This is a genomic window from Paraburkholderia oxyphila NBRC 105797, assembly GCF_000685075.1.
In the GTDB taxonomy this organism is placed as follows: domain Bacteria; phylum Pseudomonadota; class Gammaproteobacteria; order Burkholderiales; family Burkholderiaceae; genus Paraburkholderia; species Paraburkholderia oxyphila.
Genome location: NZ_BAYD01000135.1, coordinates 1 through 25497, shown reverse-complemented (window position 1 = coordinate 25497; position 25497 = coordinate 1). Strand labels below are relative to the sequence as shown.

23 protein-coding genes are annotated in these 25497 nt (G+C 63.6%); 18 read left to right on the top strand and 5 right to left on the bottom strand.

What is annotated here, in order from left to right; translation table 11 throughout:
- Positions 1–31: 31 nt before the first annotated feature.
- Positions 32–982, bottom strand: coding sequence for a LysR family transcriptional regulator (locus tag BO1_RS55180; protein ID WP_052409817.1), 951 nt, complete (start codon positions 980–982; stop codon positions 32–34).
- 98 nt (positions 983–1080) lie between these two features.
- Here BO1_RS55180 and BO1_RS42945 point away from each other — a divergent pair, with 98 nt between their 5' ends.
- From BO1_RS42945 to BO1_RS42910, 8 genes are read left to right on the top strand one after another with little or no spacing between them, the layout of a single operon-like run.
- Positions 1081–2049 (top strand): PDR/VanB family oxidoreductase, encoded by a 969-nt coding sequence (locus BO1_RS42945; RefSeq protein ID WP_028222845.1) that lies wholly within the window; start codon positions 1081–1083, stop codon positions 2047–2049.
- A 30-nt stretch (positions 2050–2079) separates the two neighbouring features.
- On the top strand, positions 2080–2835 hold the full coding sequence (locus BO1_RS42940; protein ID WP_028222844.1) for an SDR family NAD(P)-dependent oxidoreductase: 756 nt from the start codon (positions 2080–2082) through the stop codon (positions 2833–2835).
- A gap of 20 nt (positions 2836–2855) precedes the next feature.
- Positions 2856–3917 carry an aromatic ring-hydroxylating oxygenase subunit alpha gene (locus tag BO1_RS42935; protein WP_028222843.1) on the top strand — a complete coding sequence of 354 codons (1062 nt, stop codon included), beginning with the start codon at positions 2856–2858 and terminating at the stop codon, positions 3915–3917.
- Complete coding sequence (locus BO1_RS56715) at positions 3914–4732, top strand: alpha/beta fold hydrolase (protein WP_028222842.1); 819 nt, start codon at positions 3914–3916, stop codon at positions 4730–4732. Before BO1_RS42935 ends, BO1_RS56715 begins: the two co-directional genes overlap by 4 nt.
- A 46-nt stretch (positions 4733–4778) precedes the next feature.
- Entirely contained in the window at positions 4779–6158 is a 1380-nt protein-coding gene (locus BO1_RS55170; protein WP_043288820.1) for a nucleobase:cation symporter-2 family protein, read from the top strand.
- Entirely contained in the window at positions 6155–7552 is a 1398-nt protein-coding gene (locus BO1_RS55165; protein WP_043288819.1) for an amidohydrolase family protein, read from the top strand. Before BO1_RS55170 ends, BO1_RS55165 begins: the two co-directional genes overlap by 4 nt.
- Before the next feature lie 46 nt (positions 7553–7598).
- Positions 7599–8627, top strand: a complete 1029-nt coding sequence (locus BO1_RS55160) for an ABC transporter ATP-binding protein (protein WP_084688738.1) — start codon at positions 7599–7601, stop codon at positions 8625–8627.
- Positions 8624–9385, top strand: a complete 762-nt coding sequence (locus BO1_RS42910; protein ID WP_028222841.1) for an ABC transporter permease — start codon at positions 8624–8626, stop codon at positions 9383–9385. The genes BO1_RS55160 and BO1_RS42910 overlap by 4 nt, the downstream gene beginning before the upstream one ends.
- Before the next feature lie 6 nt (positions 9386–9391).
- Here the strand turns inward: BO1_RS42910 and BO1_RS42905 are convergent, their stop codons facing one another.
- Positions 9392–10129: a BON domain-containing protein gene (locus BO1_RS42905; protein ID WP_028222840.1), complete on the bottom strand. Its 738-nt coding sequence runs from the start codon at positions 10127–10129 to the stop codon at positions 9392–9394.
- A 652-nt stretch (positions 10130–10781) separates the two neighbouring features.
- Here BO1_RS42905 and BO1_RS42900 point away from each other — a divergent pair.
- The 7 genes from BO1_RS42900 (at position 10782) to BO1_RS42870 (ending at position 19673) form a co-directional block, all read left to right on the top strand.
- Positions 10782–11495, top strand: a complete 714-nt coding sequence (locus BO1_RS42900; RefSeq protein ID WP_028222839.1) for a YfiR family protein — start codon at positions 10782–10784, stop codon at positions 11493–11495.
- Positions 11492–12760: a diguanylate cyclase gene (locus tag BO1_RS42895; RefSeq protein WP_028222838.1), complete on the top strand. Its 1269-nt coding sequence runs from the start codon at positions 11492–11494 to the stop codon at positions 12758–12760. The genes BO1_RS42900 and BO1_RS42895 overlap by 4 nt, the downstream gene beginning before the upstream one ends.
- Positions 12761–12853: 93 nt before the next feature.
- A complete protein-coding gene (locus BO1_RS42890; protein ID WP_028222837.1) occupies positions 12854–13366 on the top strand; it encodes an OmpA family protein in 513 nt (170 codons plus the stop codon).
- 273 nt (positions 13367–13639) lie between these two features.
- Positions 13640–15121 (top strand): glucose-6-phosphate dehydrogenase, encoded by a 1482-nt coding sequence (gene zwf, locus BO1_RS42885; protein WP_043288818.1) that lies wholly within the window; start codon positions 13640–13642, stop codon positions 15119–15121.
- 62 nt (positions 15122–15183) lie between these two features.
- Complete coding sequence (locus tag BO1_RS42880) at positions 15184–16818, top strand: NADP-dependent glyceraldehyde-3-phosphate dehydrogenase (protein ID WP_028222835.1); 1635 nt, start codon at positions 15184–15186, stop codon at positions 16816–16818.
- Positions 16819–16987: 169 nt separating this feature from the next.
- On the top strand, positions 16988–17917 hold the full coding sequence (locus tag BO1_RS42875) for a LysR substrate-binding domain-containing protein (protein WP_043288816.1): 930 nt from the start codon (positions 16988–16990) through the stop codon (positions 17915–17917).
- Positions 17918–18104: 187 nt separating this feature from the next.
- Positions 18105–19673 carry an HAL/PAL/TAL family ammonia-lyase gene (locus BO1_RS42870; protein WP_043288815.1) on the top strand — a complete coding sequence of 523 codons (1569 nt, stop codon included), beginning with the start codon at positions 18105–18107 and terminating at the stop codon, positions 19671–19673.
- Between the two features lie 206 nt (positions 19674–19879).
- Here BO1_RS42870 and BO1_RS42865 read toward each other — a convergent pair whose 3' ends face one another.
- The 3 genes from BO1_RS42865 to BO1_RS42855 are packed head-to-tail and all read right to left on the bottom strand — an operon-like array spanning position 19880 to position 22837.
- Positions 19880–20734: a transporter substrate-binding domain-containing protein gene (locus tag BO1_RS42865; RefSeq protein ID WP_028222832.1), complete on the bottom strand. Its 855-nt coding sequence runs from the start codon at positions 20732–20734 to the stop codon at positions 19880–19882.
- A 56-nt stretch (positions 20735–20790) separates the two neighbouring features.
- Complete coding sequence (locus tag BO1_RS42860) at positions 20791–21765, bottom strand: PDR/VanB family oxidoreductase (RefSeq protein WP_052409816.1); 975 nt, start codon at positions 21763–21765, stop codon at positions 20791–20793.
- 19 nt (positions 21766–21784) lie between these two features.
- Positions 21785–22837: an aromatic ring-hydroxylating dioxygenase subunit alpha gene (locus BO1_RS42855; RefSeq protein WP_245644064.1), complete on the bottom strand. Its 1053-nt coding sequence runs from the start codon at positions 22835–22837 to the stop codon at positions 21785–21787.
- 232 nt (positions 22838–23069) lie between these two features.
- On the opposite strand from BO1_RS42855, the gene BO1_RS42850 reads away from it, so the two are divergent.
- The 3 genes from BO1_RS42850 to BO1_RS42840 are packed head-to-tail and all read left to right on the top strand — an operon-like array spanning position 23070 to position 25386.
- Positions 23070–23792, top strand: coding sequence for an ABC transporter permease (locus tag BO1_RS42850; RefSeq protein WP_028222829.1), 723 nt, complete (start codon positions 23070–23072; stop codon positions 23790–23792).
- A 14-nt stretch (positions 23793–23806) separates the two neighbouring features.
- Positions 23807–24568 (top strand): ABC transporter permease, encoded by a 762-nt coding sequence (locus tag BO1_RS42845; RefSeq protein ID WP_028222828.1) that lies wholly within the window; start codon positions 23807–23809, stop codon positions 24566–24568.
- 26 nt (positions 24569–24594) lie between these two features.
- Positions 24595–25386 (top strand): ABC transporter ATP-binding protein, encoded by a 792-nt coding sequence (locus BO1_RS42840; protein ID WP_028222827.1) that lies wholly within the window; start codon positions 24595–24597, stop codon positions 25384–25386.
- Positions 25387–25497 lie beyond the last annotated feature (111 nt).

The following is a 25497-nucleotide window of genomic DNA, read 5'->3' as shown; positions in this document are numbered from 1 at the left end:
GCGCCAAAAAAAACCCCAAAAAAAATCAAGCCTATCCCCGAAGGGACGCCTGATCAGAACCGATCTTAACCTGAACAGTCAACCTCGAGCGATGCGCCTCGACATATTCAACCAGCAGTGCATGAAACAACTCAGCTGCCGGCGACAGCGACCTATTCTTGAGATGAAACGCACAAACGCGCCGCATGAGCTTCGGCTTCCCGAGCGGCCGATAAGCAATGCCAGGCATATTCATCAACTGCCGAGAATTCGCAGGCAGCACTGCAATCCCCATCCCATTCGCAACAAGCGCGAACACAGTCGACGGAAACGACGCCTCATAGGCGACATCAAGCCGAATATCCTGCGCAGCAAGATGCGCATCGAGTTCCCGCCGAATCGGGCTCCCCGGCGAAAGCGCCACAAACGGCCATAGCGCAAGCTCAGCCCACGCCACCGATCGCTTGCGCGCAAGCGGATGCCGCTCGGGAATCAACGCCACCAGCGTATCGCGAAACAATTCGGTATCCACAATTTCAGACTGCGCCTCCACATAAGTACCGATACCAATATCGGCCTCCTCCGCCAGCAAGGCGTCCTTGATGTTCTCCTCCGCGGTATCCCGCACCACCACCCGCACGCCCGGATACGCGGCCTGAAACTCGCGCATGAACGGCACGAGCAACGTGACGGCCAACACCGACGCACTCGCCACCACGACCTTGCCGTGCTTGTAGGCAGCCCGCTCCCGCGAATTCAGCACCGCGATATCGAGATCCTGCAAGACCCGTCGCGCGGCACCAAGAAACTCGCGCCCCGCCTCCGTCACCCGAACCATCCGGGTATGGCGATCCAGCAGCTTCACGCCGAGTTCGCCTTCGAGATCCTTGATCAACATGCTCAACGCCGACGGCGTCAGATGAAGTTGCTCGGCCGCAAGCGCGAACCGGCTGCACTCGGCCACCGCGACGAACGCGCGGAGCTGGCGTAGGGTGAGATTCATCAGCGTTTCTCAACAATCGTTCAGTTTATATCGATTGTATTGGATAAATTGCCGCGCTCAAATGTGTTCCAGAAGTTCTGGAGCTAACGGAGAGAGCGATGGAATCAGCGGGGACTCTGGAGGTCGAAGTGCGCGCGATGCGCGTGGAAGCCGAGACGGTGCGCTCGTTCGAGCTGTGGCCCGTCGCGGGCGAGCTGCCGCCGTTCGGGGCCGGTGCGCACATCGACGTGCACCTGCCCAACGGCATCGTCCGCCAGTACTCGCTGACCAATCCGCAGGAGCGGCACTGCTATGTGATCGGCGTGAATCGCGATGCGGCGAGCCGCGGCGGATCGGTGCATATGCACGACGCGCTCGCGCTGGGCAGCCGCCTGACGATCAGCACGCCACGCAACCACTTCCCGCTCGACGAAGCCGCCGGCCATTCGGTCCTGGTGGCGGGCGGGATCGGCATCACTCCGCTGCTTGCAATGGCCCGGCGCCTCACCGCAGTAGGGCGCCGTTGGGATCTCTACTACTGCGCACGCACCGCGCGCCGCGCGGCCTTCCTGCCGGAACTGCGCGCGCTGGCCGACGCGCATTCAGGCGGCACGCTGCACTGCGTGTTCGATGGCGAGCCCGGCGGCGCGCCCCTGGACCTTGGCAGCGTGCTCGCACGGCACGGCGCCGAAGCCGATTACTACTGCTGCGGCCCCACGGCGCTGATGGACGCGTTCACCGCCGCGCTTGCGTCGGTCCCGCCGGTGCGCGTCCACACCGAATACTTCAAGGCCCCCGAGCCGTCGAGCGCCGCCCACGGCGAGGCCTTCACGGTGCGTCTCGAGCGCCAGCAGAAAAGCTTTGTCGTGCCGCCAGAACGCTCGATCCTCGACGTGCTCGAGGCGCACGGCGTGCCGGTCATGTGCTCGTGCCGCGAAGGCGTGTGCGGCACCTGCGAGACCGCCGTCATCGCCGGCGAGCCCGATCACCGCGACCACGTATTGAGCCCCGACGAGCGCGCGGCCAACCGCACGATGATGATTTGCGTCTCGCGCTGCAAGGGCGATTGGCTTGCCCTCGATATCTGAGAACCCACCCACAGGAGGAGCGTGTTTCCCATGAATGACTCGCTGAAAAACAAGACCATCATCGTGACCGGCGCAGGCGGCAATATCGGACGCGCCTACTGCGACGCGCTGATCCGCCACGGCGCGAACGTCGTGCTGGCCGATCTCGCGGATCTGTCCGGCGTCGCCGCGGACTATCGTTCGACCGGCGGCTCGGCACTCGCGATCAGGCTCGACGTGGCCGACCCGGCGTCGATCGAAGCAATGGCGCGGGCCGCATACGAACGCTTCGGCGCAATCGACGGCATCGTCAACAACGCCGGTTTCTTCAAGGGCTGCACGTTCGGTTCGTTCATGGACATTCCCGTCGACGAATGGGACCGCTGCTACCAGATCAACGTGCGCGGCGTGTGGCTCTGCTGCCGCGCGGTGGTGCCGTACATGAAGCGCACAGGCGGCGGCAAGATCGTCAATATCTCGTCGAACACGCCGTATAAGGGCGTGCCCAACTTCCTTCACTACGTCTCATCGAAGGCGGCGATCATCGGCCTCACGCGCGCGCTCGCGCGCGAAGTGGGCGAATTCAACATCCAGGTCAACACCTTGTGCCCCGACCTGATTCCGGACCCCGATATCGTCGCGAAGCAAGGAACGGCCGCCGACGAAAAGACCATCGCGCAGCGCTGCCTGAAACGCACGCAAACACCGGGCGACATGGTCGGCTCGCTCCTCTATCTGCTCGATAGCGGCTCGGACTTCGTCACGGGTCAAAGCCTGCTCGTCAACGGCGGCGCATTTTTCCAATAAGCAAAGAACAGGAGATCGACATGACCGCTCTTGCGGATATCAAAGTCTCTCTCGCGAACGAAGCCGGTGCGCAGCCGCCGTTGTATCGCGCGTTGCGCCGGTACTGGCACCCGGTCGCCTACGCGGGCGATCTGCTGGACAAGCCGCTCGGCGTGACGCTGCTCGGCGAGCCGGTGGTGATCGCGCGGCTGAACGGGGTCGTGACCGCGCTGCATGGCCGGTGCCCGCACAAGGGAACGGCACTCGCGCTCGGCGATGTCGTCGACGGCACGATCGAGTGTCCGTACCACGGCTGGCGCTTCAGTGCCGCCGGCAAGTGCGTGCGCGTGCCCGCCCGCGAGGAAATGACCGGCGCGATCAACGCGTCGGTCGCCTGCTACCACGCGGCCGAGCACGCGGGGCTCATCTGGGTCGCCCTCGAGACGCCCGCAATGCCGCTGCCGGACTTTCCGGAGCTCAACGATCGCGAGTATCGGGTGCTGCGCGGCGAGCCCTACGACTGGGCGACGAGCACGCCGCGCCGGCTCGAGAACTTCGTCGACTTCTCGCATTTCGCCTACGTGCACGACGGCACGATCGGCAGCCGCGCGAACCCGCGCGTCGAGCCGGTCAAGGTCTGGCGCGAAGGCCATGTGCTGCGCTTTGAGCGCAGCGGCGTGAAGGAGCCGGGCGTGGGCCTCAAGAAGCAGTTGCTCGGCATCGACGACGAATGGATCGAGCCGCTCAACGAGTACCACGTGACGATGCCGCATACGGTGCACCTGAAGCGGACCTTCCCGAACGGCAAGCGCTATGTGCTGTTCATGGCGGCGTCGCCGATCGATGCGACTCGCACCCGCAGCTTCTGGTGGCAGGCGCGCGACTTCGGCACCGATCCGGGCTACGACGCGTTCTTCATGGATTTCGAGGCCGAGGTGCTCCAGCAGGACAAACCGATCATCGAGTCCCAGCGGCCGGTCTGGTTCAGCTTCGCCGGGGGCGACGAAAACGAGCGTGAGACGCCCGTGCGCGGCGCGGACGTCGTGACTGTCGAATATCGCCGCTGGCTGTTCGAGATGCTCAACGATGCGAGGGCGTCATGAGGGCGGCGACGAGCGGCCCGGTGCGCGAGATGTTCATGCCGGCCGGCACGGGCGCGCTGCATGCGCTCGAGTTCGGCCGCGACACGGGCAAGTTTCCGCCGCTGGTGTGCCTGCATGGCGTGACCGGCAGCGCGTGGCTGTGGCACGACGTGGCGCAGAAGCTGGGCAAGACCCGGCGCGTGATTGCGCTCGACCTGCGGGGTCACGGCGAGAGTTCCTGGTCGCAGTCGCACGCGTATTCGACCGAAGACCATCTCGCCGACCTGGAGACGCTGGTGGATTCGCTCGACCTGCCGCGCTTCGATCTGGCCGGTCTGTCATGGGGCGCGTTGATCGCGATCCGGTACGCCACGCGATCTCCGGGGCGCGTACGGCAGTTGGCCGTGGTCGACGTCGAGCCCAGTTTCGAGCGCGGGGAACATGAGGTCGAAGCGCGTCCCGCATCTTTTCCGCATCGGGTGGCGGCGCTAAACCACGAACGCCAGGCCAATCCGGCCGCGCCCGACGCCCTGCTCGAACTCTACGCCTTCCACTCCATCCGGCCCGCCGAAGACGGCTGGGCGCGCAAGCATGATCCGTTCTTCCTCAGTTGCTGGCCGTTCCGGCGCGACAACCACTGGGACGCGCTGCGCCATCTCGCATGCAGGACGCTTTTCGTGCACGGCGAGCGCAGCTTCGTGCGCACCGCCGTGATGCGGCAGATGGCTGAGTCGTCCCGGCACGGCGAGTTTGCCGAGATTGCCGGCAGCGGGCATCTGGTACCGCTGGAAGCGCCCGCTGCGCTGTCCGCGGTGCTGGCACAATTCCTGGACTGAATTCGGGCACCCTGCAAAACCGACCTGAAATCGTGGAGAGAGACACATGAATACCGCAAGCGACACGGACGATATCGACAACAAGCTCCCCATCGGCAAGACGCTGACCCTCGGCTTGCAGCACGTTCTGGTCATGTACGCGGGGGCCGTGACCGTGCCCCTGATCGTGGGCGGCGCACTGCGCCTCTCGACGGAGGAACTCGCCGCGCTGATCAACGCCGACTTGCTGTGCTGCGGCGTGGTCTCGCTGCTGCAGGCGCTTGGCCTCGGCAAGCGGGTTGGCATCCGGCTGCCCGTCATGATGGGCGTCTCCTACGCGGGGATCGGTCCGATGATCGCCGTCGGCCTGATGCCGGGCATGGGTTTGCCCGGGCTCTACGGCGCCATCATCGCGGCGGGCGTGATCGGCTTCCTGCTCGTGCCCGTGGTGATCCGGCTGCTCTGGCTGTTTCCCCCGCTCGTGACCGGCACCACGCTGACCTCGCTGGGCGTGGGCCTGCTCGGCGTGGCCATCGCCTGGGCGGGCGGCGGCTACGACGTGCCCGATTTCGGCAATCCGGCCTATCTCGCGGTGGCCGCGGTCGTGCTGGCCGTCACGCTGCTGGTGGCGCGCTTCGCGCGTGGCTTTCTCGGCAACATCGCGGTGCTGGCGGGCATTGCCGCCGGCATGGCGCTCGCCATGGCGCTGGGCAAGGTGACCTTCCACGGCTTGCGCGAAACGCCGTGGATCGAGATGGTTCGGCCGTTCCAGTTCGGCTGGCCCAGGTTCGAATGGAGCGCGGTCGCGACGATGGTGCTGGTCGTGATCGTGACGATGGTCGAGTCGATCGGCCTGCTGTTTTCGCTGGCCATCATTCTCAACCGCAACCTGAGCCCGGCCGATTTCGCACGCGGCCTGCGCGCCGATGCGCTGGGGGCCACCATCGGCGGCACTTTCAATGCGTTCCCCTATACGACCTACGCTCAGAACATCGGGCTCGTGGGCATCACCGGCGTGCGCAGCCGCTTCGTGTGCGTGGCCGCCAGCGGCATACTCGTCACGCTGGCGCTGCTGCCGAAGATGGCGCACATCATTGCGTCGATTCCGCACTATGTGCTGGGCGGCGCGGCGATCGTCATGTTCGGCATGGTGGCGGCCTCGGGCGTGCGCATTTTGCAAAGCGTCGATTTCAAGTCCAACAAGCACAATATGTTCATCTTCGCCATCAGCCTCGGGGCCGGCCTGATTCCCACGCTGTCGCCGAAATTCTTCGACGCCTTCCCGCCGTTCTTGAGCCCGCTGCTGCATAGCGGCGTGCTGCTCACCGTGGTGGCGGCCGTGATCCTCAATCTGTTTTTCAACGGCATGCAGGGCGCCTCGGTTCAACTCGATGGCGAGACCCGACCGCGCCTCGACGCGGCCGAGGGGCAGGAGGTCGTGCAATGACATCGACGTGTGATGTGCTGCTGACCGGCGGCATCGTCGTCACCATGGACGACACACGCCGCATCATCGACGACGGCGCCGTGGCCATCGCCGGCAACCGGATCGCCGCGGTCGACACTGCCAGCGCGCTGGCCAACTGGCGGGCCGGCACCACTGTCGATTGCCGCCGGCAGGTCATCATTCCCGGGCTGATCGATTGCCATAACCACCTGTTTCAGGTGGCGGGGCGCGGGCTCGGCGACGGCATGGCGCTGTGGCAATGGCTGGGCGAATTCATGCTGCCGCTATCGGCGGGCATCAAGCCGGCCGAAGCGCTCGCGGCTGCGCGCCTGGCGGCCATGGAAGCGCTGAGCGCCGGCACCACGACCATCGTCGACAACCATTACGCCCCGGCCGACGTGCAAACCACGCTCGAGATCGCCGCGATGCTCGATCAACTGGGCCTGCGCGGCGTGGTCGCGCGCGGCATGTTCGGTCCGTACACGGCCATTGCGCGCGACAACGGCCTTAGCCCCGCGCTCTTTCGCAGCGACACGGCCGACGAGTTGGCCAGCATGCGCGCCTGCATGGCCACGTGGCGAAGCGAGCGCGTGAAAATCTGGCCCGCGCCGATCAACGTGATCTACAACGATCTCGAACTGGTGCGCGGGTCCGTGGCGCTCGCGCGCGAATACGGCGTGAAGTGGCACACACATTGTTCGGAGGCGCGTGTCGATCCGGAGATCTACGCGCAAACCTATGGGATAAGGCCGTTCACCTGGATGGCGCAGGAAGGGCTGCTAGGGCCGGATGCAACCTTTGCGCACGCGATCTGGCTGGACGACCAGGAGGTGGCGGTGCTTGGGACGCAGCGTTGCGGCATTGCCCACAATCCCATGTCGAACGAATACCTCGCGTCCGGCGCGGTGCGGCTGCGGGCGCTGCGCGATGCCGGCGCCACCCTGGGCATCGGCGCGGACGGCGCCGCCGGGCACCTGATGGATCTGTTCCAGATCATGAAGCAGGTGGTGTACGTTCAGCGCCTCGCCACACTCGACCCGCAAGCCACGCACGCGTGGGAGGCGTTCGAGCTGGCCACGCGCGAAGGCGCGCGGCTCGCCGGCATCGACGCGGGGCAGTTGGCGCCAGGCAAGCTGGCCGATCTGGCCGTGGTGTCGCTGGCCGGTGCGCACATGGCGCCCTGTTTCGACGTGGTGGCCAACCTCGTCTACTGCGCGTCCGGGCGGGACGTGTCGCTGACAATGGTCGACGGGCGCATCGTCTACACGCACGGCAAGCCCACGTTCGCCGATCAGGACGAGGTGATCGCCGAGGCACGCGCACGCTGCCAGGAACTCGTGAATCGGCTCGGCACACCCGTGCGCGGGGCGCTGTCGCAGGTCATGCGCCAGTGAGGGGCTGCGCCGACGTCTTGCACGCGCTTCTGGTAATGTCACGCACATGCAAACGATCCTCTCCGTCGAGAATCTCTCGAAGGTCTATGCCTCGGGATTCCGCGCACTCACTGACATCAACCTGAACATCCACCGCGGCGAGATTTTCGCGCTGCTGGGGCCGAACGGCGCGGGCAAGACGACGCTGATCAGCATCATCTGCGGCATCGTCAACGCGAGCGAAGGCAGCGTGCGCGTCGCCGGCCACGATATCGTCGCCGACTTCCGCAAAGCGCGTTCGCTGATCGGCCTCGTGCCGCAGGAACTCACCACGGACGCGTTCGAAACCGTCTGGGGCACCGTATCGTTCAGCCGCGGCCTGTTCGGCAAGCCGGCCAATCCGGCCTACGTCGAGCGCGTGCTGCGCGACCTGTCGCTGTGGGAGAAGCGCAATAACAAGATCCTGACGCTCTCGGGCGGCATGAAACGCCGCGTGCTGATCGCGAAGGCGCTCGCGCACGAGCCGCAGGTGCTGTTTCTGGACGAGCCCACCGCGGGCGTGGACGTCGAGCTGCGCCGCGACATGTGGAACCTCGTGCGCGGGCTCAAGGCCAACGGCGTGACGATTATCCTGACGACCCATTACATCGACGAGGCGGAAGAGATGGCTGACCGGATCGGCGTGATCAACGCCGGCCGGATCATGCTCGTCGAGCACAAGGACGCGCTGATGCGCAAGCTCGGCCGCAAACAACTGACCTTGCAGCTGGACGCCCCCTTGAGCGCCATTCCAGCCGCGCTGGCCGGCTGGCGTCTCGAGCTGTCCAACGGCGGCGCCGAGCTCACCTATACCTACGACGCCGAAAACGAGCGCAACGACATTATTGCCTTGCTCAAGAGCCTGAGCGAAGCCGGCATCGGCTTCACGGACCTGAAAACGAGCCAGAGTTCGCTCGAGGACATCTTCGTGAGTCTCGTCAGCAAAGACCCGACGGCCGCTTTACAGCCTGCTTCACGGGCCACTTCACATCCCGATTCACAGCCCACCGCGCCGTCGGTCGAAGAAAATGGCAATAAACAGGTGACTTCCCGATGAACCTCTACGCAATTCGCGCCATCTACCGGTTCGAAATGGCGCGCACGAGGCGCACGCTGATGCAGAGCATCGTCGCGCCGGTGATCTCGACGTCGCTCTACTTCATCGTGTTCGGCTCCGCGATCGGCTCGCGCATCAAGGAAGTGAACGGTGTCAGCTATGGCGCGTTCATCGTGCCGGGGCTGATCATGCTCTCACTGCTCTCGCAGAGCATCTCGAACGCGTCCTTCGGCATCTACTTCCCCCGCTTCACGGGCACGATCTACGAGTTGCTCTCGGCGCCCGTGTCCTATGTCGAAATCGTGATCAGCTATGTCGGTGCGGCGGCGACCAAGTCTGTATTACTCGGCCTCATCATCCTCGCCACCGCGGCGCTGTTCGTCCCTATCCAGATCCAGCATCCGCTGTGGATGGTGCTGTTCCTGCTGCTGACGGCAGTGACGTTCAGCTTGCTCGGCTTCATCATCGGCATCTGGGCGGACAACTTCGAGAAGCTGCAAATCGTGCCGCTCCTGATCATCACGCCGCTCACCTTCCTCGGCGGCAGCTTCTACTCGGTCGACATGCTGCCGCCGGCATGGAGGGTGATTACGCTGTTCAACCCGATCGTCTATCTCATCAGCGGTTTCCGCTGGAGCTTCTATGGGCTCGCGGATGTCGACGTCGGCGTGAGTCTTGGCATGACGGCAGCCTTTCTCGCAGTGTTCCTCGCGATCACGGGCTGGATCTTCAAGACGGGCTACCGGCTGAAAGCCTGAATATCGTCAGGCTCGCACCTCGATCCGGTTGACCACGCCGGCAATGGCGTCCAGACACCACGCATCCATCTCCGCCTGGCGCCGCTCGGCTTCGGTTGCCACGCACCCCGCGAGCGTAATGCGCTTGTCCTCCACATTGATGGTGATCTGGCCGGCGTGCACGCGCGGATCGGTTTCGAGCACGAGCGCGAGGGCCTCGCAGATCTCTTCGTCGCCATCCGCTTCAGCGGGCACCAACTCGAGCAGATTCACCACGTCGCGGCACCCGCCGGTCCACCAGGCAATCGCACTCGCGAGCCGCCGGTGCGACAGGCTGATTACCTGGCCCGTCAACGTCACCACGCCACCGTCAACCGTCACCTCCACCACGCCGCTGCCCTCCTCGCCGGCCTGATCCATGGTGCCGCGCAGCATTTCGAGCTGCCCCTTCACGCGCGCACAAATCACGCAGTCGCGAAATTCCGTGGTCTGCAACAAACGTTCGCAAATCCGCGTGCGCAACTCGCCGTCCCCGATCGGCGGCCCAGCGCTCACGCGCAACTGGTCGACGAGCGGTTCGCCGTTGCTGTGCGCCCGGGTCAACTGAATCAACCGTTTCTTCGAGGCAACGTCCGGCACCTCGCCTGCAACGGTCAGGGCACCGCCATCGAAGCTGATATGAATGGGGGAATGGTGAAGCTTCAGGTGCGATTCGCGTTCGAATGCCGCCATCACCTGCTTGAGGATCGCATCGGTGCGTTGCATGATTGGCCTCGCGCAAAGGGGGACGAAGCAGCACCCGCCCTGCTGCGCAGCTCGAGATTTGCCGCGTGAGGCAGGCGCCGCCCAGTTCATTATAGGTTTTGCGCCCGTGCTTCCCCGCATGCGGATTGCCCCCCGCTCTTCACTGTGCCGATGGCGCGGAGGTCGCGCCGAAGCGTCTCACTTCCGGCTCCGGTCGTTGAGCAACGCCCCATCCTTTAGTACTACAAATATCCATTTCCCAATGGGTGAACTCGCAGGCACGTTCAAGCTCGCCCGCATTTTGGGGAGCGGTCAGTTCACCGGGCACCAGGTGGGCACATATCATTTGGTAGCCGATATAAAGGTGACGTAACGGCATGCTTGGTTCGATCCACCACAGTTGTACCCAGTGATCGGTTCATAATCTGCTTCACGCAGCGTGTGACGGATAAGCCTGTCGAGCCGCTCACGGCGCTGCGACCGGCCAATGTGCAGATCAATTCGCCGCAAGGTGGCCATCTTTGATGGCCACAACGAAAGCAGCTGTTGCCGACTGGTTGATCGTGCGACTTTGTGCATAAGATGAATTTCAGGGCACATCACGTGGGGCCGCTTCGCGACTGGCGGGAGTCAAAAGGCAGCGCGCGGGTGGATGCCAGCGAGTGTTTTCATCATGCATGCGAGAATGCGCGCAGCGATTGCTTGTCGTGCAGTCGCCATGACGCCAGGGGACGCGGCGGCGATTGCCGCGCAGGCTACGTCCGCCCGGCCTGGCTGGGCGGCCTTGCTTCGGCATGCCTTGCTCAGTCATGTTCTGCTCGCGATGGCTTGCGTGCTGTGTGGGGCGTCGGCCGTGCTCGCCGACACATCGGACAATACGGTCGATCCAGCCAACCCGGCGCGCGCCGTCACCACCGCGAGCCACACCGATCCCGCCATTTCGCCACGCGACGCCGCGGTGCGCCAGGTCGTGCTCGGCATCATCAGCTTCACACACTGGCCGACACCGCCCACACGCCTGCATCTGTGCGTGACGGGCCAGCCCGACTACGCGCACGCGCTCGTCGACACGCTGCAGGCCGGCTCCACGCCGCTCGACGTGCAGCGCGTGCCCTTCGATGATTCCGCCCTCGGCAAAGCCTGCGAAATCGTCTACCTCGGCAACCTGACTGACGCCGAGCGGCAGCAAGTCAGCGCCACCGTGGCCGGCCATCCGGTTCTGACGATCGCGGAACACGACGAGTCCTGCACGTCCGGCACCATGTTTTGCCTCAATGTCGATGGCAATCGCGTCACCTTCGACATCAATCTCGACGCCGTGGCGCGCAGCGGCGTGCGGGTTCATCCGAATGTGCTCAATCTCGCGCGGCGACCGGTGACGCCATGATGCATCCCGCGCCGCACGCTTCCCCACCTCGCACGCCGCGCCCGACGCTGCAGAACGTCTTGCGCCGCGCGCATCTGCGCCTGGCGTTCGTTGCGGTCGCCATGGCCGCGGTATCGTTGATCGTGGTCGCCGTGATCGCCTTGCGTGCCTACGCGGGCAACAATCTGCACCTGCTGGCCCGCTCGCTCGGCTACACGGTCGAAGCGGCGCTCGTGTTCGGCGACCGCATCGCGGCGACCGAGGCGATCGGCCTGATCGCGAAAGATGAGGACGTGGCCGAGATCGTCGTCACGGATAGCAAGGGCCGCCCGTTCGCGGCATGGCAGTTGCCCGCGACCAGCACGATCGCGAGACTCGAGCGGGAAGTCGCCGACTTCGCGCTGCCTGGGCCCGTGACCGAACGGGTGGTTCACGATGGCAACGACGTCGGCTACGTCACCGTGCGTGGTCAGGGGCACCAGTTCTTCGGGTTCCTGCTCGGCGGTATCGGCGGCATCCTCGCGTGCCTCTCGGTCAGCGTGCTGGGCGCCTATGTCAGCTCGAAGCGCGTGCTGCGCAACATCGTCGCGCCGCTGCGCGCGCTGGCCGGCGTCGCCCACGCGGTGCGGCGCGAGCGCGCGTTCGAGCGGCGCGTCGAGCCTGCGGCGATCGCGGAGCTCAACGAGCTCAACGACGACTTCAACGCCTTGCTCGACGAATTCGAAAACTGGCAAAACACCCTGCGCCACGAAAACGCATCGCTCGAGCACAAGGCCACCCACGATGCTCTCACCGGCCTACCCAACCGCGGACAATTCGAGGCCCGCCTCATGCGCGCGCTCGGCGAAGCAGCGGTGCCGGAGCAGCAAGTCGCCGTGCTCTATCTCGACTGTGACCGTTTCAAGGAAATCAACGACTGCCTCGGCCATGAAGCGGGCGACGCGGTGCTGATCGGGATCGCGGCACGGCTGCGCATGCAGTTGCGCGAGGCCGATCTGGTGGCGCGGCTCGGCGGCGACGAATTCGCCGTGATGCTGGCGCCGGTGCGCGAAACGGCTGGCGCCACCCGTATCGCCGAGGACATACTGTGCGCCATGACGCCGTCGATCGTCTTGTCCGATGGCCGCACGGTGAGCGCAATGGTCAGCATCGGGATTGCGCTGTACCCCGATCACGCGGTCGACGCGATCGGCCTGTTGCGCGCTGCGGATGCGGCGATGTACCGGGCCAAGCGCGCGCGGCCGGGCTCGTGGCAGTTTGCGGAAGGCGTGGCCGGACCCGCTTGACGCGCGTCGCCTGGCCGCCCTGGCCCAATAGCCGGGGCCGTCACAAGGATTCGAAATAACGCGCGCGAGGCGAGCGCGCTCGAGGGGTATGCAATGAAGAAACACGCGTTTCCTGCAAAAATCAGGCGCACGGGCATGGGGAGCGCATTGCTCCTGTGCCTGCTGCTGGGGGGCTGCAAGGCGCCGCCGCTCTACCGCGGCTTGACGCAGACGCAGGTCACGGCACTCAAGACGGCAGGATTCCAGGAGACCGAGCAAGGTTTCGAGTTCGGCTCGACCGGACCGATCCTGTTCGACTTCGACCGTTACAACCTCCGGCCTGACGCCCGCCGGATCGTCGAGCGCATCGGCCACACGCTGGTGTCGGTCGGGCTCAACAGCGTGCGCGTGTATGGCTACGCCGACTCCGAAGGCTCCAGCGACTACGACTATGAATTGTCCAAACGCCGTGCCGAGGTCGTGGCGATCGAGCTCGTTGACGTCGGCATTCCTGCCAAGGACATCGAGACCATCGGGAAAGGCAAGCGCGACCCGGTGGGCGACAACCGCACGGAAGCCGGGCGGGCACAGAACCGCCGGGCCGCGATTGTCATCTCGCCGCGCTAGACTGCCTGGCCTTCCCCATGCCTGGCCTCCCGACGATGCGCGGGATTTCCCTGGGCTGACACACGCGTTCGCCCAGGTTTAAATAAATCAACGTGAATTAATTAATCGCGGTCTAGACGGCTCGCCAACCTGGCCAGCACCGCCGTCGGCGTCATCGTGGCGTCGCGCGTGGAAATGTTTCAAGGCGCCGGCATCGGATCGCACGAGGCGAGCCATGTTGCGGCCTGCCCCGCTGACTTGCTTTTGACACAATATTCAGGATCACTGAATGCCATGACGAAATCCTCCACGCGCCAGCCGGATCACCCTCCCTTCGCGTTCGTCCTGTTCGGCGGCACCGGCGATCTGGCGATGCGCAAGATCCTGCCCGCGCTCTATGCCGCGCACCGCGACGGCCTGCTCGCGCCCGAGGGCCGTATCGTCGCCGTAGCGAATACCGCGCTGGCTACCGGCGGCTATCTGCGATGGGTCGGCGAACACGTGAAGCCGCACATTTCAGGCGCCGCGCTCGAGGATTCCGTGTGGCGGAGCTTTCTCGAGCGCATTGCCTACGTCGTGCTCGACGCCAGTCAGCCCGAAGCGTTCTCCGTGCTGCGCGACACGCTCGACACGGGACGCGGCAGGCGCATTTTCTATCTGGCCACCGGGCCCGCGCTATTCGTGCCGATCTGCCGCGCACTCGCATCGGCCGGGCTCACGGAAGGCTCGCGCATCGTGCTGGAAAAGCCGCTCGGCTACGACCTGGAATCGTCCAATGCGATCAACGATGCGGTCGGCCAGATTTTCAACGAAGACCAGATCTACCGGATCGACCACTACCTCGGCAAGGAAGCGGTGCAAAACCTGCTCGCGCTGCGCTTCGGTAATTCGTTATTCGAACCATTGTGGCGCCGCGAATGGGTCGAGAGCATCCAGATCACGGTAGCCGAGGAACTGGGAGTCGAAGCCCGCGGCAACTTCTACGACCAGACCGGCGCATTGCGCGACATGGTGCAGAACCACCTGCTGCAACTGCTTTCGATCATCGCGATGGAGCCGCCGCGATCCATGGACGCCGATGCGGTGCGCGACGAGAAGCTGCGCGTGCTGCGCGCGCTCAAGCCGGTGCTCGGCGACGAGATCCGGCATAACGTGGTGCGTGGACAGTATCATGCGGGTGCCATCAAGGGCGCCTCCGTCTGTGCCTATCACGCGGAGCAAGGTGTCGGGCAAGGCAGCACGACCGAAACGTTCGTTGCATTGAAAGCCGAAGTGGAAAACTGGCGCTGGGCCGGGGTGCCGTTTTTTCTGCGCACCGGCAAACGGCTCGCAGGCCGGGTGGCTGAAATCGTCGTCAACTTCCGGCCGGTGCCGCACTCGGCGCTGGGTCCGACAGCGCTGCGCCCAGGCTCGAACCGCCTGACGATCCGCCTGCAGCCGAACGAATCGATTCGCCTGAGCGCCCTCGCCAAACAGCCGGGCATGGGCATGACCCTGCAAGGCGTGCACCTGGATCTGGCCTTCGACCAGTTCTTCCAGCAGGACCGGATGGAGGCTTATCAGCGCTTGTTGCTCGACGTGATCGGAGGCCGGCTTGCCCTGTTCGTGCGGCGCGACGAACAGGAGGCGGCATGGCGCTGGGTCGCGCCGATCATCGAAGACTGGGACGGCCACGCCAGCCCGCCCAAGCCTTACGCGTCCGGTACGTGGGGTCCGGCTGCAGCCAGTGCGCTGCTCGCGCGCCACAACACCTGCTGGCCGGAAGAGGAAAACTGACCACGCAATACGATGCGATTGCCTTTCCTGTTTGAATGCCCCCCGCTTTTGGAGTCCTCATGATGACCGGCCAGAATTCACGACTCGCCCAGTTTTTCCCCACGCCCGACGAGATTCCGGCGCAACAGCGTCTCGCCGCCCCCGTTCACCAGCGCGGCTACCTGATTGGTGGCCAGATGCACGTATGGGACGGCCCCTGCAAAACCGTGCTGTCACCGGTCTGCACGCGCGACCCGGCGAGCGGCGCGGTGAGCCAGGTCGAGATCGGCAGTTACCCGTTGATGGGCGAGGCGCAGAGCGACGCCGCGCTCGACGCCGCGGTTGCCGCGTACGACAATGGCCGGGGCCCCTGGCCGACGATGATGGTCGCAGGCCGCATCGCCTGCATGCAAGCGTTCGTGAAAGGCATGGTCGAGCGGCGCGAGTCGATCGTCAACCTGCTCATGTGGGAAATCGGCAAGAGCCTCGCCGACTCGCGCAAGGAGTTCGACCGCACCATCGAATACATCCGAGCCACCATCGAGGCGCTGAAGGACATGGACAACGGCCATTCGCGCTTCATGGTGGTCGAAGGCACCATTGGCCAGGTCCGCCGCACGCCGCTGGGCGTTGTGTTGTGCATGGGGCCTTACAACTATCCGCTCAACGAAACGTTCTGCACGCTGATCCCGGCCTTGCTCATGGGCAATACCGTGGTCCTGAAGCCGCCGCAATACGGCACCCTGCTGTTCGAGCCGCTGCTCGAAGTGTTTCGGGATGCGTTTCCGCCCGGCGTGGTCAACACCATTTACGCACCGGGCCAACTGGTGGTGCCACGCATGCTGGCCACGGGCAAGGTGAACGTGCTGGCCCTGATCGGATCGAGCCGCGTGGCGGACCACCTGAAAAAGCAGCATCCCAAATCGCACCGCCTGCGCGCGGTGCTGGGTCTCGACGCGAAGAACGCGGCCATCGTGCTGCCGGACGCCGACCTGGACCTCGCCGTCAAGGAATGCCTGCTCGGTGCGCTGTCGTTCAACGGGCAACGCTGCACCGCGCTCAAGATGCTGATCGTGCACAGCAGTATCGTCGATGCGTTTCTCGAACGCTTCACGGCTGAACTGGCGCGGCTCAAGATCGGCATGCCCTGGGAGGCCGGCGTGCAGATCACGCCCCTGCCCGGCCCGCATCGTAGCGCCTATATGACCGAAGCGATCGAAGACGCCGTGGCAAAAGGGGCACGCGTCGTCAATGAGGGCGGCGGCGCCTTCTGCAGCACGCTGTTCAACCCGGCCGTGGTCTACCCCGTGCGCGAGGGGATGAAGCTGTACCGCGAGGAGCAGTTCGGCCCGGTCGTTCCGGTGATGAGCTTCGATTCGGCGCAAGAGGCGCTCGACTACGTGATCACCTCGGATCATGGGCAACAGGTCAGCATCTTCGGCAACGACGCCGCGCAGATTGGCGCGCTGGTGGACCCGCTCGTGAACCAGGTCTGCCGCGTGAACCTCAACTGCCAGTGTCAGCGCGGGCCGGACGTGTTCCCGTTTGCCGGGCGCAAGGACTCGGCCGAAGGCACGCTGTCGGTCAGCGACGCGCTGCGCGCGTTTTCGATCCGCTCGATGGTGGCCGCGAAACAGACCGAGTCGAACATGGCCTTGCTCAATGCCATCGTGCGCGAGCATCAATCGAAGTTCATCAACACGGACTTCATTTTTTGAGCGAAGTAACGCCGTGCGCCGCTGCGCACGGCCAGCAAAACCGATCGCCCTGGAATTGCTGAAAACCCTCAGCACGCGCCGCAGGCAGCGCTAGACAATCCGCACGAAAACCACGGAGAATCGCAGTCTTCACACCGGTCCGACGATCCCTACCGTTACGGAAATCGAAATGAGCCGCCTGCCCCCGTTACGCGCGTTGCAAGCATTCGACGCCGTCGTTCGCAACGGCAATGTGGTCGCTGCCGCCGAAGCATTGCACGTGACGCCAGGCGCGGTGAGCCAGCAGATCCGGTTGCTCGAAGAGACGCTGGGGGTGGCACTCTTCGTTCGGGAAAGCACGGGCTTGCGTCCCACTGAGCTTGGCCAGATCTACCATCAGCATGTCGCGCAAGGCTTCGAGTGCTTCCATAACGCGCATGCCGCGTTGATCGCCGCGCGTCACGGCCCGCATTTGACCCTCAGCACGTATCCCTCGGTGGCGACGCACTGGCTCGCCGCACGGCTGGACCAATGGCACGCGCTGTCGCCCGATGTGCGCATCCACGTCGAGGCCATCGACCGCGAGCCCAAACGCGGTGAAAACCGCGCGGATATCCGCCTGATGTATGGCGTGCCGCCCACCGACGGCACGCCGCATCGGGTGCTGTTTACCGATCGCGTCGCGCCCGTTTGCGCCCCGTCGCTGCCCACGCCGGATCTGCCGCTCAGGCAGCCTGCCGATCTGCTGCACTATCCGCTCGTTCACGTCGAATGGGGCTGGGCCGAGCTCTCGCCGCCAACCTGGGCCGACTGGCTCCATGCGGCCGGCGTTCCGGTTCCCGATACGCTCGCGCCGCTCACCTACTCGCTTTCGTCGATGGCGATTGACGCGGCGACACGCGGCAGGGGGATTTCGCTCGGCCAGGGAATGTTTGCGATCGACGAACTCAACAGCGGCCGCCTGATCGCGCCATTCAAAATCTCGCTGCCGATGCCGCGCCCGTACTATCTGATCTGGCAACCGGGCTCGCTCGATAGACCGGGCGCGCGGCCATTCATCGACTGGCTCATTGCAGAGGCCGAGCAAACGAATCGCGCAATCGATTCGATGTTCGGCTGATCAGGCCATCAGCGTCTTTCATCCGCGTTTTAGATAATCTATAAACGGTCGACAAATTAAATGGTTTGTCGGTCTCGTTGCGTCCTCCTATTCTCGAACGTGGCTCAAGTGCGCCTGCAATGCACGTCGTTGCAGGCATTGACGCTTGGCGCTCACCTCCACTTCCCTACAGGATCGACGCAACGACATGAACACACCTCGCACCGAATTTCGCGTTCGCGCGCAGCACATCACGGAAGTGCTGCTCGGCGACGACGATATTTCGATTGAACAATTCATCGCGGTCGCAAAGTACGGCGCGCGCGTGCATTTTTCGCCCGCGTATTGCGAACGTGTGCGCCGCTCGCGCGCACTGGTCGAGCGCTTTCTTGAAGAGAATCGCCTCGTCTATGGCGTGACAACCGGATTCGGCGACAACTCGACCCGCCTCGTGCGCCCCGAAGAAGCGGAGCAACTCCAGTGCAACATCGTCCGCTCGCACGCTGTTTCGGTGGGCGAGCCGCTGCCGCGCGAGGTGGTTCGCGCGAACCAGTTGATGATCCTGATTAGCCTGGGCAAAGGCTATTCCGGCGTCACCCTCGAGTTGCTCCAGACTATTGCCGATCTGTTGAACCATGACATCACGCCTTTTGCGCCGGGAGACGGTTCAGTGGGCTATCTCGGTCCGGAAGCGCACATGGCGCTCGTGCTGATCGGCGAAGGCGAGGCCACCTGGCGCGGCGAGCGCATGAGCGGATTGCAGGCACTGCAGGGCGCGGGCATCAAGCCCCACACGCTGCGTTGCAAGGAGGGACTCGCGCTGGTCAACGGGACCACCTCGGTCACGGCAATCGCGATGCTCGCGCTCTACAACGCGCTCGACGCCTCCAGGGTCGCGGACATTGCCGCGGCGATGTCCCTGCAGCCGCTCAAAGGCACCACGCGCTCGCTAGATGAGCGCTACCACGCGAACAAGAAGCACCCGGACCAAATCCACGCGGCCGACAACCTGAGGCGCCTGCTTGCCGGCAGCGCGCTGGCCGAACGTTTCGTCGATTACCGCCTGCAGGACACGTACAGCCTGAGAGCGATGGCGCAGGTGCACGGCGCGTCGAAACGCGCAATCGACGATGCACGCGCATCGATTTTGAACGAGGTGCGCTCATCGGGCGATAACCCGATGATCCATCCGGGCGACGGCGATGGGATCGCGATCTCGGGCGCGAACTTCGACGGCACCTTCGTGGGCATCGCGAGCGACCTGCTGTGCATTGCCATGACCAATCTCGCGAAGATCTCCGAACGCCGCACCGATCGCATGGTCAACCCGCACTTCAGCGAGTTGCCGGCTTTCCTCGTCGCGCGCCCGGGCCTGAATAGCGGCTACATGATCACGCAATACACGGCAGCCGGATTGCTGGGAGAAATGCGCGCCCTCTCCCATCCCGCGACGGTCGACAGCGTCTCCACGAGCGGCAACCAGGAAGACCCTGTGAGCTTCGCGTACCTCGCCGCGCGCAAGGCCTACACGGTCTCGCAGAAGCTGCAGCACGTGCTCGCCATCGAACTGATGACCGCGGCCCAGGCGCTGGAGTTCTTCGATCCCGCCGACGCCTCGCCCGCCACCGCGGCCGTCTACGCCCGCATCAGGCAGGTCGCGGCGAAGGTCGACGACGATCGCTACTTCTATCCCGACATGGTCGCCATTCATCGGCTCGTGGCTGAAGGCGATCTCACCAGTGTTGCGGAGAGCATTGCGGGCACGCTCCACGCGTAAGCCGCGTGCAATAACCGCGGCTCGGCGGTAACGCAACCTCGACGGTGCGGGAATAGCGTCTGTAGCGCAGTTCAGGACGCCATTTCCCACACCGTTTGCTTTGAGCTCGCGCGCTTCAGATGCAAAAAAGCCGTCGTCCACGTGGAACGACGGCAATCCGGAGACTACCCAAAGTTATTGATACGGCAACGTCTCGATCCGCAGGCTCAAGGCGCAACGTCCGTCTTGAACCATTTTTCGCTCAAGCGCTTGACCGTTCCATCCGCGAGCGCGCCAGCGATGGCCTTGTCGAACATCGTCTTCAGGTCGGTGTCGCTCTTGCGCAGGCCGAGCGCTTCGCCATCGCCCCAGATCGCTCCGCCGATCTTGGGACCGGTCAGGCATAGCGACGAATTACCCGGTTTCGACAGCGCGGATGCATAGTAGGCCGCGTCGTCGAACGCGACGTCGATGCGCCCGGAGGTCAAATCGATATCGTGATCGGGCGCGTTCTTGTATTCACGAATCGTCGCAATATCCTTGAAATTCTGATTGATGAAATTGCTGTAGACGGATCCCGTGACAATCCCGATCGTTTTGCCTTTAAGACTCTTTCTCAGCAGGTCGACCGTCGGCTTGTCCTGCGCCGCATTGCCGGACAATTTCAGCAAGGCCCCATTGGACGGCGCCTTCGAAAGCAATCCAGGGCATGACGAGACGAAAACCGCTGGCGTGTTCGCGTAAGGCTGCGAGAACGCAATGGCCTTCTTGCGCTCATCGCTGATGGACAGCGCGTCCATGATCACGTCGAACTTGCCTGCGTTAAGGCCCGGAATCAGTCCGTCCCAATCCTGGGCCACGAGTTTGCATTGCACGTGCATGCGCTGACAAAGATTCTGGGCCAGTTCCGGCTCGAAACCGTCGAGCGTGCCATCGGGCCGCGTCAGGTTCCATGGCTCGTAACTGCCTTCGAGGGCGATGCTGACCGTCTTCTCCTGCGCAGCCTGCGCCGGCGCGATTGCCACGATGGCTGCGAAAGCCATCGCGCCTGTTATCGCCTTCACGAGGCGCCGTTTATTCATCGTCCTATGCATATCTCCTCCGTCGCTGTTGAAATTGAATTTCGGCACATCCACCATTATGTGTCGCGCGCAAGCACGAGCACCGGCGACTTCGAGCGCGAGACGCAGGGAAGAAAATGCGTTCCCGCCATGCGCTCGTCGTCCGTCAAATAGCTGTCCCGATGATCCGGCTCCCCTTCGATCACGCGCATCATGCATGACCCGCACACACCGACCTCGCACGAAGACGCGATCTCATGCCCGGCGTCGCGAAGGCACGCGAGCACGGATTTGGCCGGCGGCACCGCGACTGCCACACCGCACGAGTCGAGCTTGACTACAAACTCGCGCTCGCCGGTTTCCGCTGGCGCCATCGGCCCGAACGCCTCCATATGAACGTTGCTGTCGCCAAGTGCGGCGCGAGCCAACCCGGCGGTCATCTGCATCAGCGCGGCGGGACCGCACACGTACAGGTGCGACTGCGCTTTCGCTTCGGCCAGCAGCGCCGCCACGCGCTCGCGCACCGCATCCGGGGCAAGCGCCGGATGAATTCGCGTATGCGCGGCCAGAGGCGAGTGCATGATCTCGTCCCGAAAGACCGTATCGGCTTCGCTGCGGACGAAATACTCGAACTGGAAAGACTTTCCCGCGGCCTGAAGCGCATAGGCCATCGAGAGAATCGGCGTGACGCCAATTCCGCCTGCCACCAGAATGTGATGCGCCGCCGTCTCGTCCAAACCGAAAGCGTGCCTCGGCAAACCGATCCGCAATTGCGTGCCGTTGCCTGCATGGCCGCAGAGCCATGCGGAGCCACCGCGCGATTCGCTCGATCGCTTGACGGCAATCCGGTAATCGGACGCCTGCGGGTTCGGCCCGCAAAGCGAATATTGGCGCACCAGATCATTCGGAAGATAGACGTCGACATGCGCACCTGACCGATAAGCCGGCAGCGGCGCGCCGTCCTGGCGCGCCAGCCGCAACACGCGCGTGTCATCGGTTCCGCCGGCGGCTTCACGGACAACGACCTCGATCGTTTCGACCCAAGCGTTCATGCCTTCACACTCCCCGATGTCATGACAGGACCGGTTGCAATGCCTGCTCCGCATCGATCATCTTTTTCAGCACTCGGCGAAAGCGCAACGGAGCGGCGTCGGTTTCGATATCCGTATTCGGCGAGCGCTTGTTCGCCATGCCGCGATCGACTGCGGCCAATACCACGAGATCTTCCTTGAATGCGGCGATGAAATCGTTGGTCAATGCGCGACTGGTCGCCGTGCAATCGGGACGGAAGTTGCGCACCTGGAACCAGAAATATCGACAGGTATTTTCGGTAACCGGCGTCACGAAGTTGTAAGAGTCCATCAGGAATACGCTGGGATGCAGCGTGCCTTGCGGTGCACCCGAATTCGCCGGTGCAATGATGTCGCGAATGATCGCGTGAGACGGATATTGCACTTCGTAATGCTGGAGACGGTCGGCGCGACCCGTGAAGTTCACGTACGGTAAAAAGAACGGCGCGAGGTCGCAATCGAGCATCCAGCGCGCCGCGAGCACCCCGTTTTCCAGCACCGACATCTTGACCGGCACATCGGCCGTCGCCACGTTGCCGAGCGACGTCTTGTGCACATAGGTGACATGTGAGGGATCAAGCAGGTTGTCCGTCATGTACAGATAGCTGCAGTCGACATCCATGGCCGGGCCACGATTGATGCCCCATGCCGGGTCATCGTAGTGTGCAACCGCAATGATCGCGTCCGGATCGGCCAGCTCGGCGGGGCCCATCCAGATCCAGATCAGACCATAGCGCTCCTCAACCGGATAAGCCTTAACGCAGGCATTCGGCGGTGTGCGCGAGAGACCCGGCGCCCGGGTGCACGCGCCATTCGCTCCGAATTCGAGCCCGTGATAGCCACAGCGCAGATGGTTACCCACCACCTCGCCCATCGAAAGCGGCAGCTTTCGATGGGGACACGCGTCCTCCAGTGCAACCACGGCGCGATCCGCGTTGCGATAAAACACGACTGGCTCGCCGAGGATGACACGGCCCACCGGCTGCTCGCCGATTTCATCGCTCCAGGCTGCCACATACCACGCGTTGCGCAAATACATTGCCACCTCTTCCATGTGTAGTTCGTTGTCGGATGGTGGACAGAATAGGAACGCAGACGAGCATCGATCAAGCGATTAAATCTAACGCAACGGCTCAATTTTTCTAAACGCGGAGCCTATTTTTTCGTGCCACGATGATCAGCGAATAGGGATTTCCCGACGACTACGCACATTCGCGCTGAAATGGCTTGCGCAGCGATTCTGAAATGTGCAGTCTTGTATAGACAAATCCACAGGAGCACGATGCATGTCCATACTTGAATTACTCGGTTTCGGTGCCGATGGCTGGGGCGGCGTACTGTTGCTGGCCGCCGCGATGACGGTTGCGGTGACGTTGACGGCGCTCCTCATAGGCGCATTGCTGGGCGCGCTCGTCGCATCGGCAAAACTCTCTGGACTCCGTATCTTGCGAGTCGCGGGTGACTGCTATACGACCGTGTTTCGTGGCGTTCCCGAGCTTCTCGTCATCTATCTGTTTTACTTCGGCGGGTCGACCTTCGTCACAACCGTGGGCCGATGGTTCGGTGCCCAGGGCTTCATCGGCGTCCCGCCTTTCCTGATTGGCGCACTGGCCGTCGGCCTGATTTCCGGTGCCTACCAGGCCGAGGTCTATCGCGCGGCCGTGCTTGCCGTCTCGCGGGGAGAGCTCGAAGCGGCGCGCGCGGTCGGGATGCCCACGTTGCTGATGATGCGACGCATCCTCATACCGCAAGTCCTTCGCTTCGCGCTGCCGGGCATTGGCAACGTCTGGCAATTGAGCCTGAAAGATTCCGCTCTCATTTCCGTAACCGGTCTGGCGGAGCTGCTGCGCACGAGTCAGGTAGCCGCGGGCTCTACGCATCAGTATTTCGTGTTCTTCATCGTGGGCGGCACGCTCTATTTGCTGATGACGATGATTTCGAACCGGGTCTTCAATCATGCGGAGGCGCGCGTCGGGCGAACCTTTCGCACCAATTTCGCCCGCAATTGACGGAGACGCTCCACATGCATTCCGAATTCGATTTTCTGTTCGACACCTTGACTCGCCTGCTCGCCGCCGTTCCTGCGACGCTCGGTCTGTTCTTTTGCTCGATTGCGCTCGGCGGCACGCTATCGCTCGTGATCGTGGCGATGCGCGTCTCGCGGCACTGGCTGCCGAATCGGCTGGCTCGCGCGTATATCCTCGTGTTCCGCGGCTCCCCGATTCTGATCCAGCTGTTTCTCGTCTACTACGGACTCGCGCAGTTCGGCGTCATCCGGCAGAGCTTTCTTTGGCCGCTCCTGCGTGAACCGTATATGTGCGCGGTGTTGTCTCTCGCACTGTGCACGGCAGGCTACACCGCCGAGATCGTGAGAGGCGGGCTGCTGGCTGTCCCGGTCGGCCAGATCGAAGCCGGCTATTCCATCGGCATGTCGGGCTTTACGCTGCTGCGCCGGATCATCGGTCCCATTGCGCTGCGCCAGTGCCTGCCCGCCTATACGACCGAAGCGGTCCTGCAGGTGAAATCGACCGCGCTCGCCAGTCTCGTCACGGTATGGGAAGTCACGGGCGTCGCGCAGCAAATCATCCAGCAGACTTATCGAACCAGCGAGGTCTTTCTCTGCGCCGCGCTCATTTACCTGCTCCTGAATTTCATCATCGTCCGGTGTTTTGGCTTGCTCGAGTCGCGCCTGTCGCACCATCTTCGGCCCGTGCCAAATCGTTCGTCGTCCCAGCCAATTGGCCCGAATCCGGCTGTCGCCGACCCGCAACGCATCGCATCCTGACCCACGATTTATCTTCGGAGATATCCATGAGCAAGCCGCTCCCCATTGCATTGTCGGTCAACAACATTCATAAATCGTTCGGCAAACATAGCGTCCTGAATGGTATTTCGCTCGATGCGCACGAAGGCGATGTGATCTCCATCCTGGGCGCGAGCGGATCGGGCAAAAGCACGCTGCTGCGTTGCATGAACCTGCTCGAGACGCCTGACGACGGCTCGATTGCGCTCGCCGGCGAGCCACTGGCGCTCGTCCGCCGGCGTGACGGCAAGCTGCATGCGGGCAATCGTCAGCAGGTCGACCGGATTCGCTCGCAGATCGGCATGGTGTTTCAGAACTTCAATCTGTGGTCCCATATGACCGTGCTCGAGAACCTGATTGAGGGGCCGGTGCGGGTACTGAAACGCGGCCGCGCGGAGGCTATCGAAGAAGCCGAGGCCTTGCTTGCGAAAGTCGGCCTCGCGGAAAAGCGGGCGCACTACCCCGCGCATTTGTCGGGCGGGCAGCAACAGCGAGTGGCCATTGCGCGTGCGCTTGCCATGCATCCCAAAGTCATGCTGTTCGATGAGCCGACATCGGCGCTCGACCCCGAACTCGTGGGCGAGGTTCTGCGGGTGATGAGAACGCTAGCGGAGGAAGGCCGCACGATGCTGGTGGTGACGCACGAGATGGGGTTTGCGCGGCATGTGTCTAATCGTGTGATGTTTTTGCATCAGGGGCAAGTTGATGTCGATGGGACGCCTGGCGAAGTGTTCGATGGGCTTTGCTCGGCGCGATTCAGTCAGTTCGTTTCGAGTCACAAGGACCGGGCCGCCCATTGATGGGGCGGTGGCTGGCTTGGTTGTTACAAGTGAACGGTTATCGCAACAATGCCGCTGTCGCGGGCGACGGTTTAAGTTGGCCTTAACTTGTTTTCGCGGTGGGCCGCAAGC

What these genes read in the sequence shown, in the direction of transcription:
- BO1_RS42895 (WP_028222838.1), top strand. Translation starts at nt 11,492, where the DNA reads ATGATGCATCCCGCGCCGCACGCTTCCCCACCTCGCACGCCGCGCCCG.
- BO1_RS42880 (WP_028222835.1), top strand. Translation starts at nt 15,184, where the DNA reads ATGACCGGCCAGAATTCACGACTCGCCCAGTTTTTCCCCACGCCCGAC.
- BO1_RS42890 (WP_028222837.1), top strand. Translation starts at nt 12,854, where the DNA reads ATGAAGAAACACGCGTTTCCTGCAAAAATCAGGCGCACGGGCATGGGG.
- BO1_RS42905 (WP_028222840.1), bottom strand. Translation starts at nt 10,129, where the DNA reads ATGCAACGCACCGATGCGATCCTCAAGCAGGTGATGGCGGCATTCGAA.
- BO1_RS42850 (WP_028222829.1), top strand. Translation starts at nt 23,070, where the DNA reads ATGTCCATACTTGAATTACTCGGTTTCGGTGCCGATGGCTGGGGCGGC.
- BO1_RS55180 (WP_052409817.1), bottom strand. Translation starts at nt 982, where the DNA reads ATGAATCTCACCCTACGCCAGCTCCGCGCGTTCGTCGCGGTGGCCGAG.
- BO1_RS55170 (WP_043288820.1), top strand. Translation starts at nt 4,779, where the DNA reads ATGAATACCGCAAGCGACACGGACGATATCGACAACAAGCTCCCCATC.
- BO1_RS55165 (WP_043288819.1), top strand. Translation starts at nt 6,155, where the DNA reads ATGACATCGACGTGTGATGTGCTGCTGACCGGCGGCATCGTCGTCACC.
- BO1_RS56715 (WP_028222842.1), top strand. Translation starts at nt 3,914, where the DNA reads ATGAGGGCGGCGACGAGCGGCCCGGTGCGCGAGATGTTCATGCCGGCC.
- BO1_RS42845 (WP_028222828.1), top strand. Translation starts at nt 23,807, where the DNA reads ATGCATTCCGAATTCGATTTTCTGTTCGACACCTTGACTCGCCTGCTC.
- BO1_RS42900 (WP_028222839.1), top strand. Translation starts at nt 10,782, where the DNA reads ATGCATGCGAGAATGCGCGCAGCGATTGCTTGTCGTGCAGTCGCCATG.
- BO1_RS42940 (WP_028222844.1), top strand. Translation starts at nt 2,080, where the DNA reads ATGAATGACTCGCTGAAAAACAAGACCATCATCGTGACCGGCGCAGGC.
- BO1_RS42935 (WP_028222843.1), top strand. Translation starts at nt 2,856, where the DNA reads ATGACCGCTCTTGCGGATATCAAAGTCTCTCTCGCGAACGAAGCCGGT.
- BO1_RS42860 (WP_052409816.1), bottom strand. Translation starts at nt 21,765, where the DNA reads ATGAACGCTTGGGTCGAAACGATCGAGGTCGTTGTCCGTGAAGCCGCC.
- BO1_RS42945 (WP_028222845.1), top strand. Translation starts at nt 1,081, where the DNA reads ATGGAATCAGCGGGGACTCTGGAGGTCGAAGTGCGCGCGATGCGCGTG.
- BO1_RS42875 (WP_043288816.1), top strand. Translation starts at nt 16,988, where the DNA reads ATGAGCCGCCTGCCCCCGTTACGCGCGTTGCAAGCATTCGACGCCGTC.
- BO1_RS42855 (WP_245644064.1), bottom strand. Translation starts at nt 22,837, where the DNA reads ATGGAAGAGGTGGCAATGTATTTGCGCAACGCGTGGTATGTGGCAGCC.
- BO1_RS42910 (WP_028222841.1), top strand. Translation starts at nt 8,624, where the DNA reads ATGAACCTCTACGCAATTCGCGCCATCTACCGGTTCGAAATGGCGCGC.
- BO1_RS42865 (WP_028222832.1), bottom strand. Translation starts at nt 20,734, where the DNA reads ATGAATAAACGGCGCCTCGTGAAGGCGATAACAGGCGCGATGGCTTTC.
- BO1_RS55160 (WP_084688738.1), top strand. Translation starts at nt 7,599, where the DNA reads ATGCAAACGATCCTCTCCGTCGAGAATCTCTCGAAGGTCTATGCCTCG.
- zwf (WP_043288818.1), top strand. Translation starts at nt 13,640, where the DNA reads ATGACGAAATCCTCCACGCGCCAGCCGGATCACCCTCCCTTCGCGTTC.
- BO1_RS42840 (WP_028222827.1), top strand. Translation starts at nt 24,595, where the DNA reads ATGAGCAAGCCGCTCCCCATTGCATTGTCGGTCAACAACATTCATAAA.
- BO1_RS42870 (WP_043288815.1), top strand. Translation starts at nt 18,105, where the DNA reads ATGAACACACCTCGCACCGAATTTCGCGTTCGCGCGCAGCACATCACG.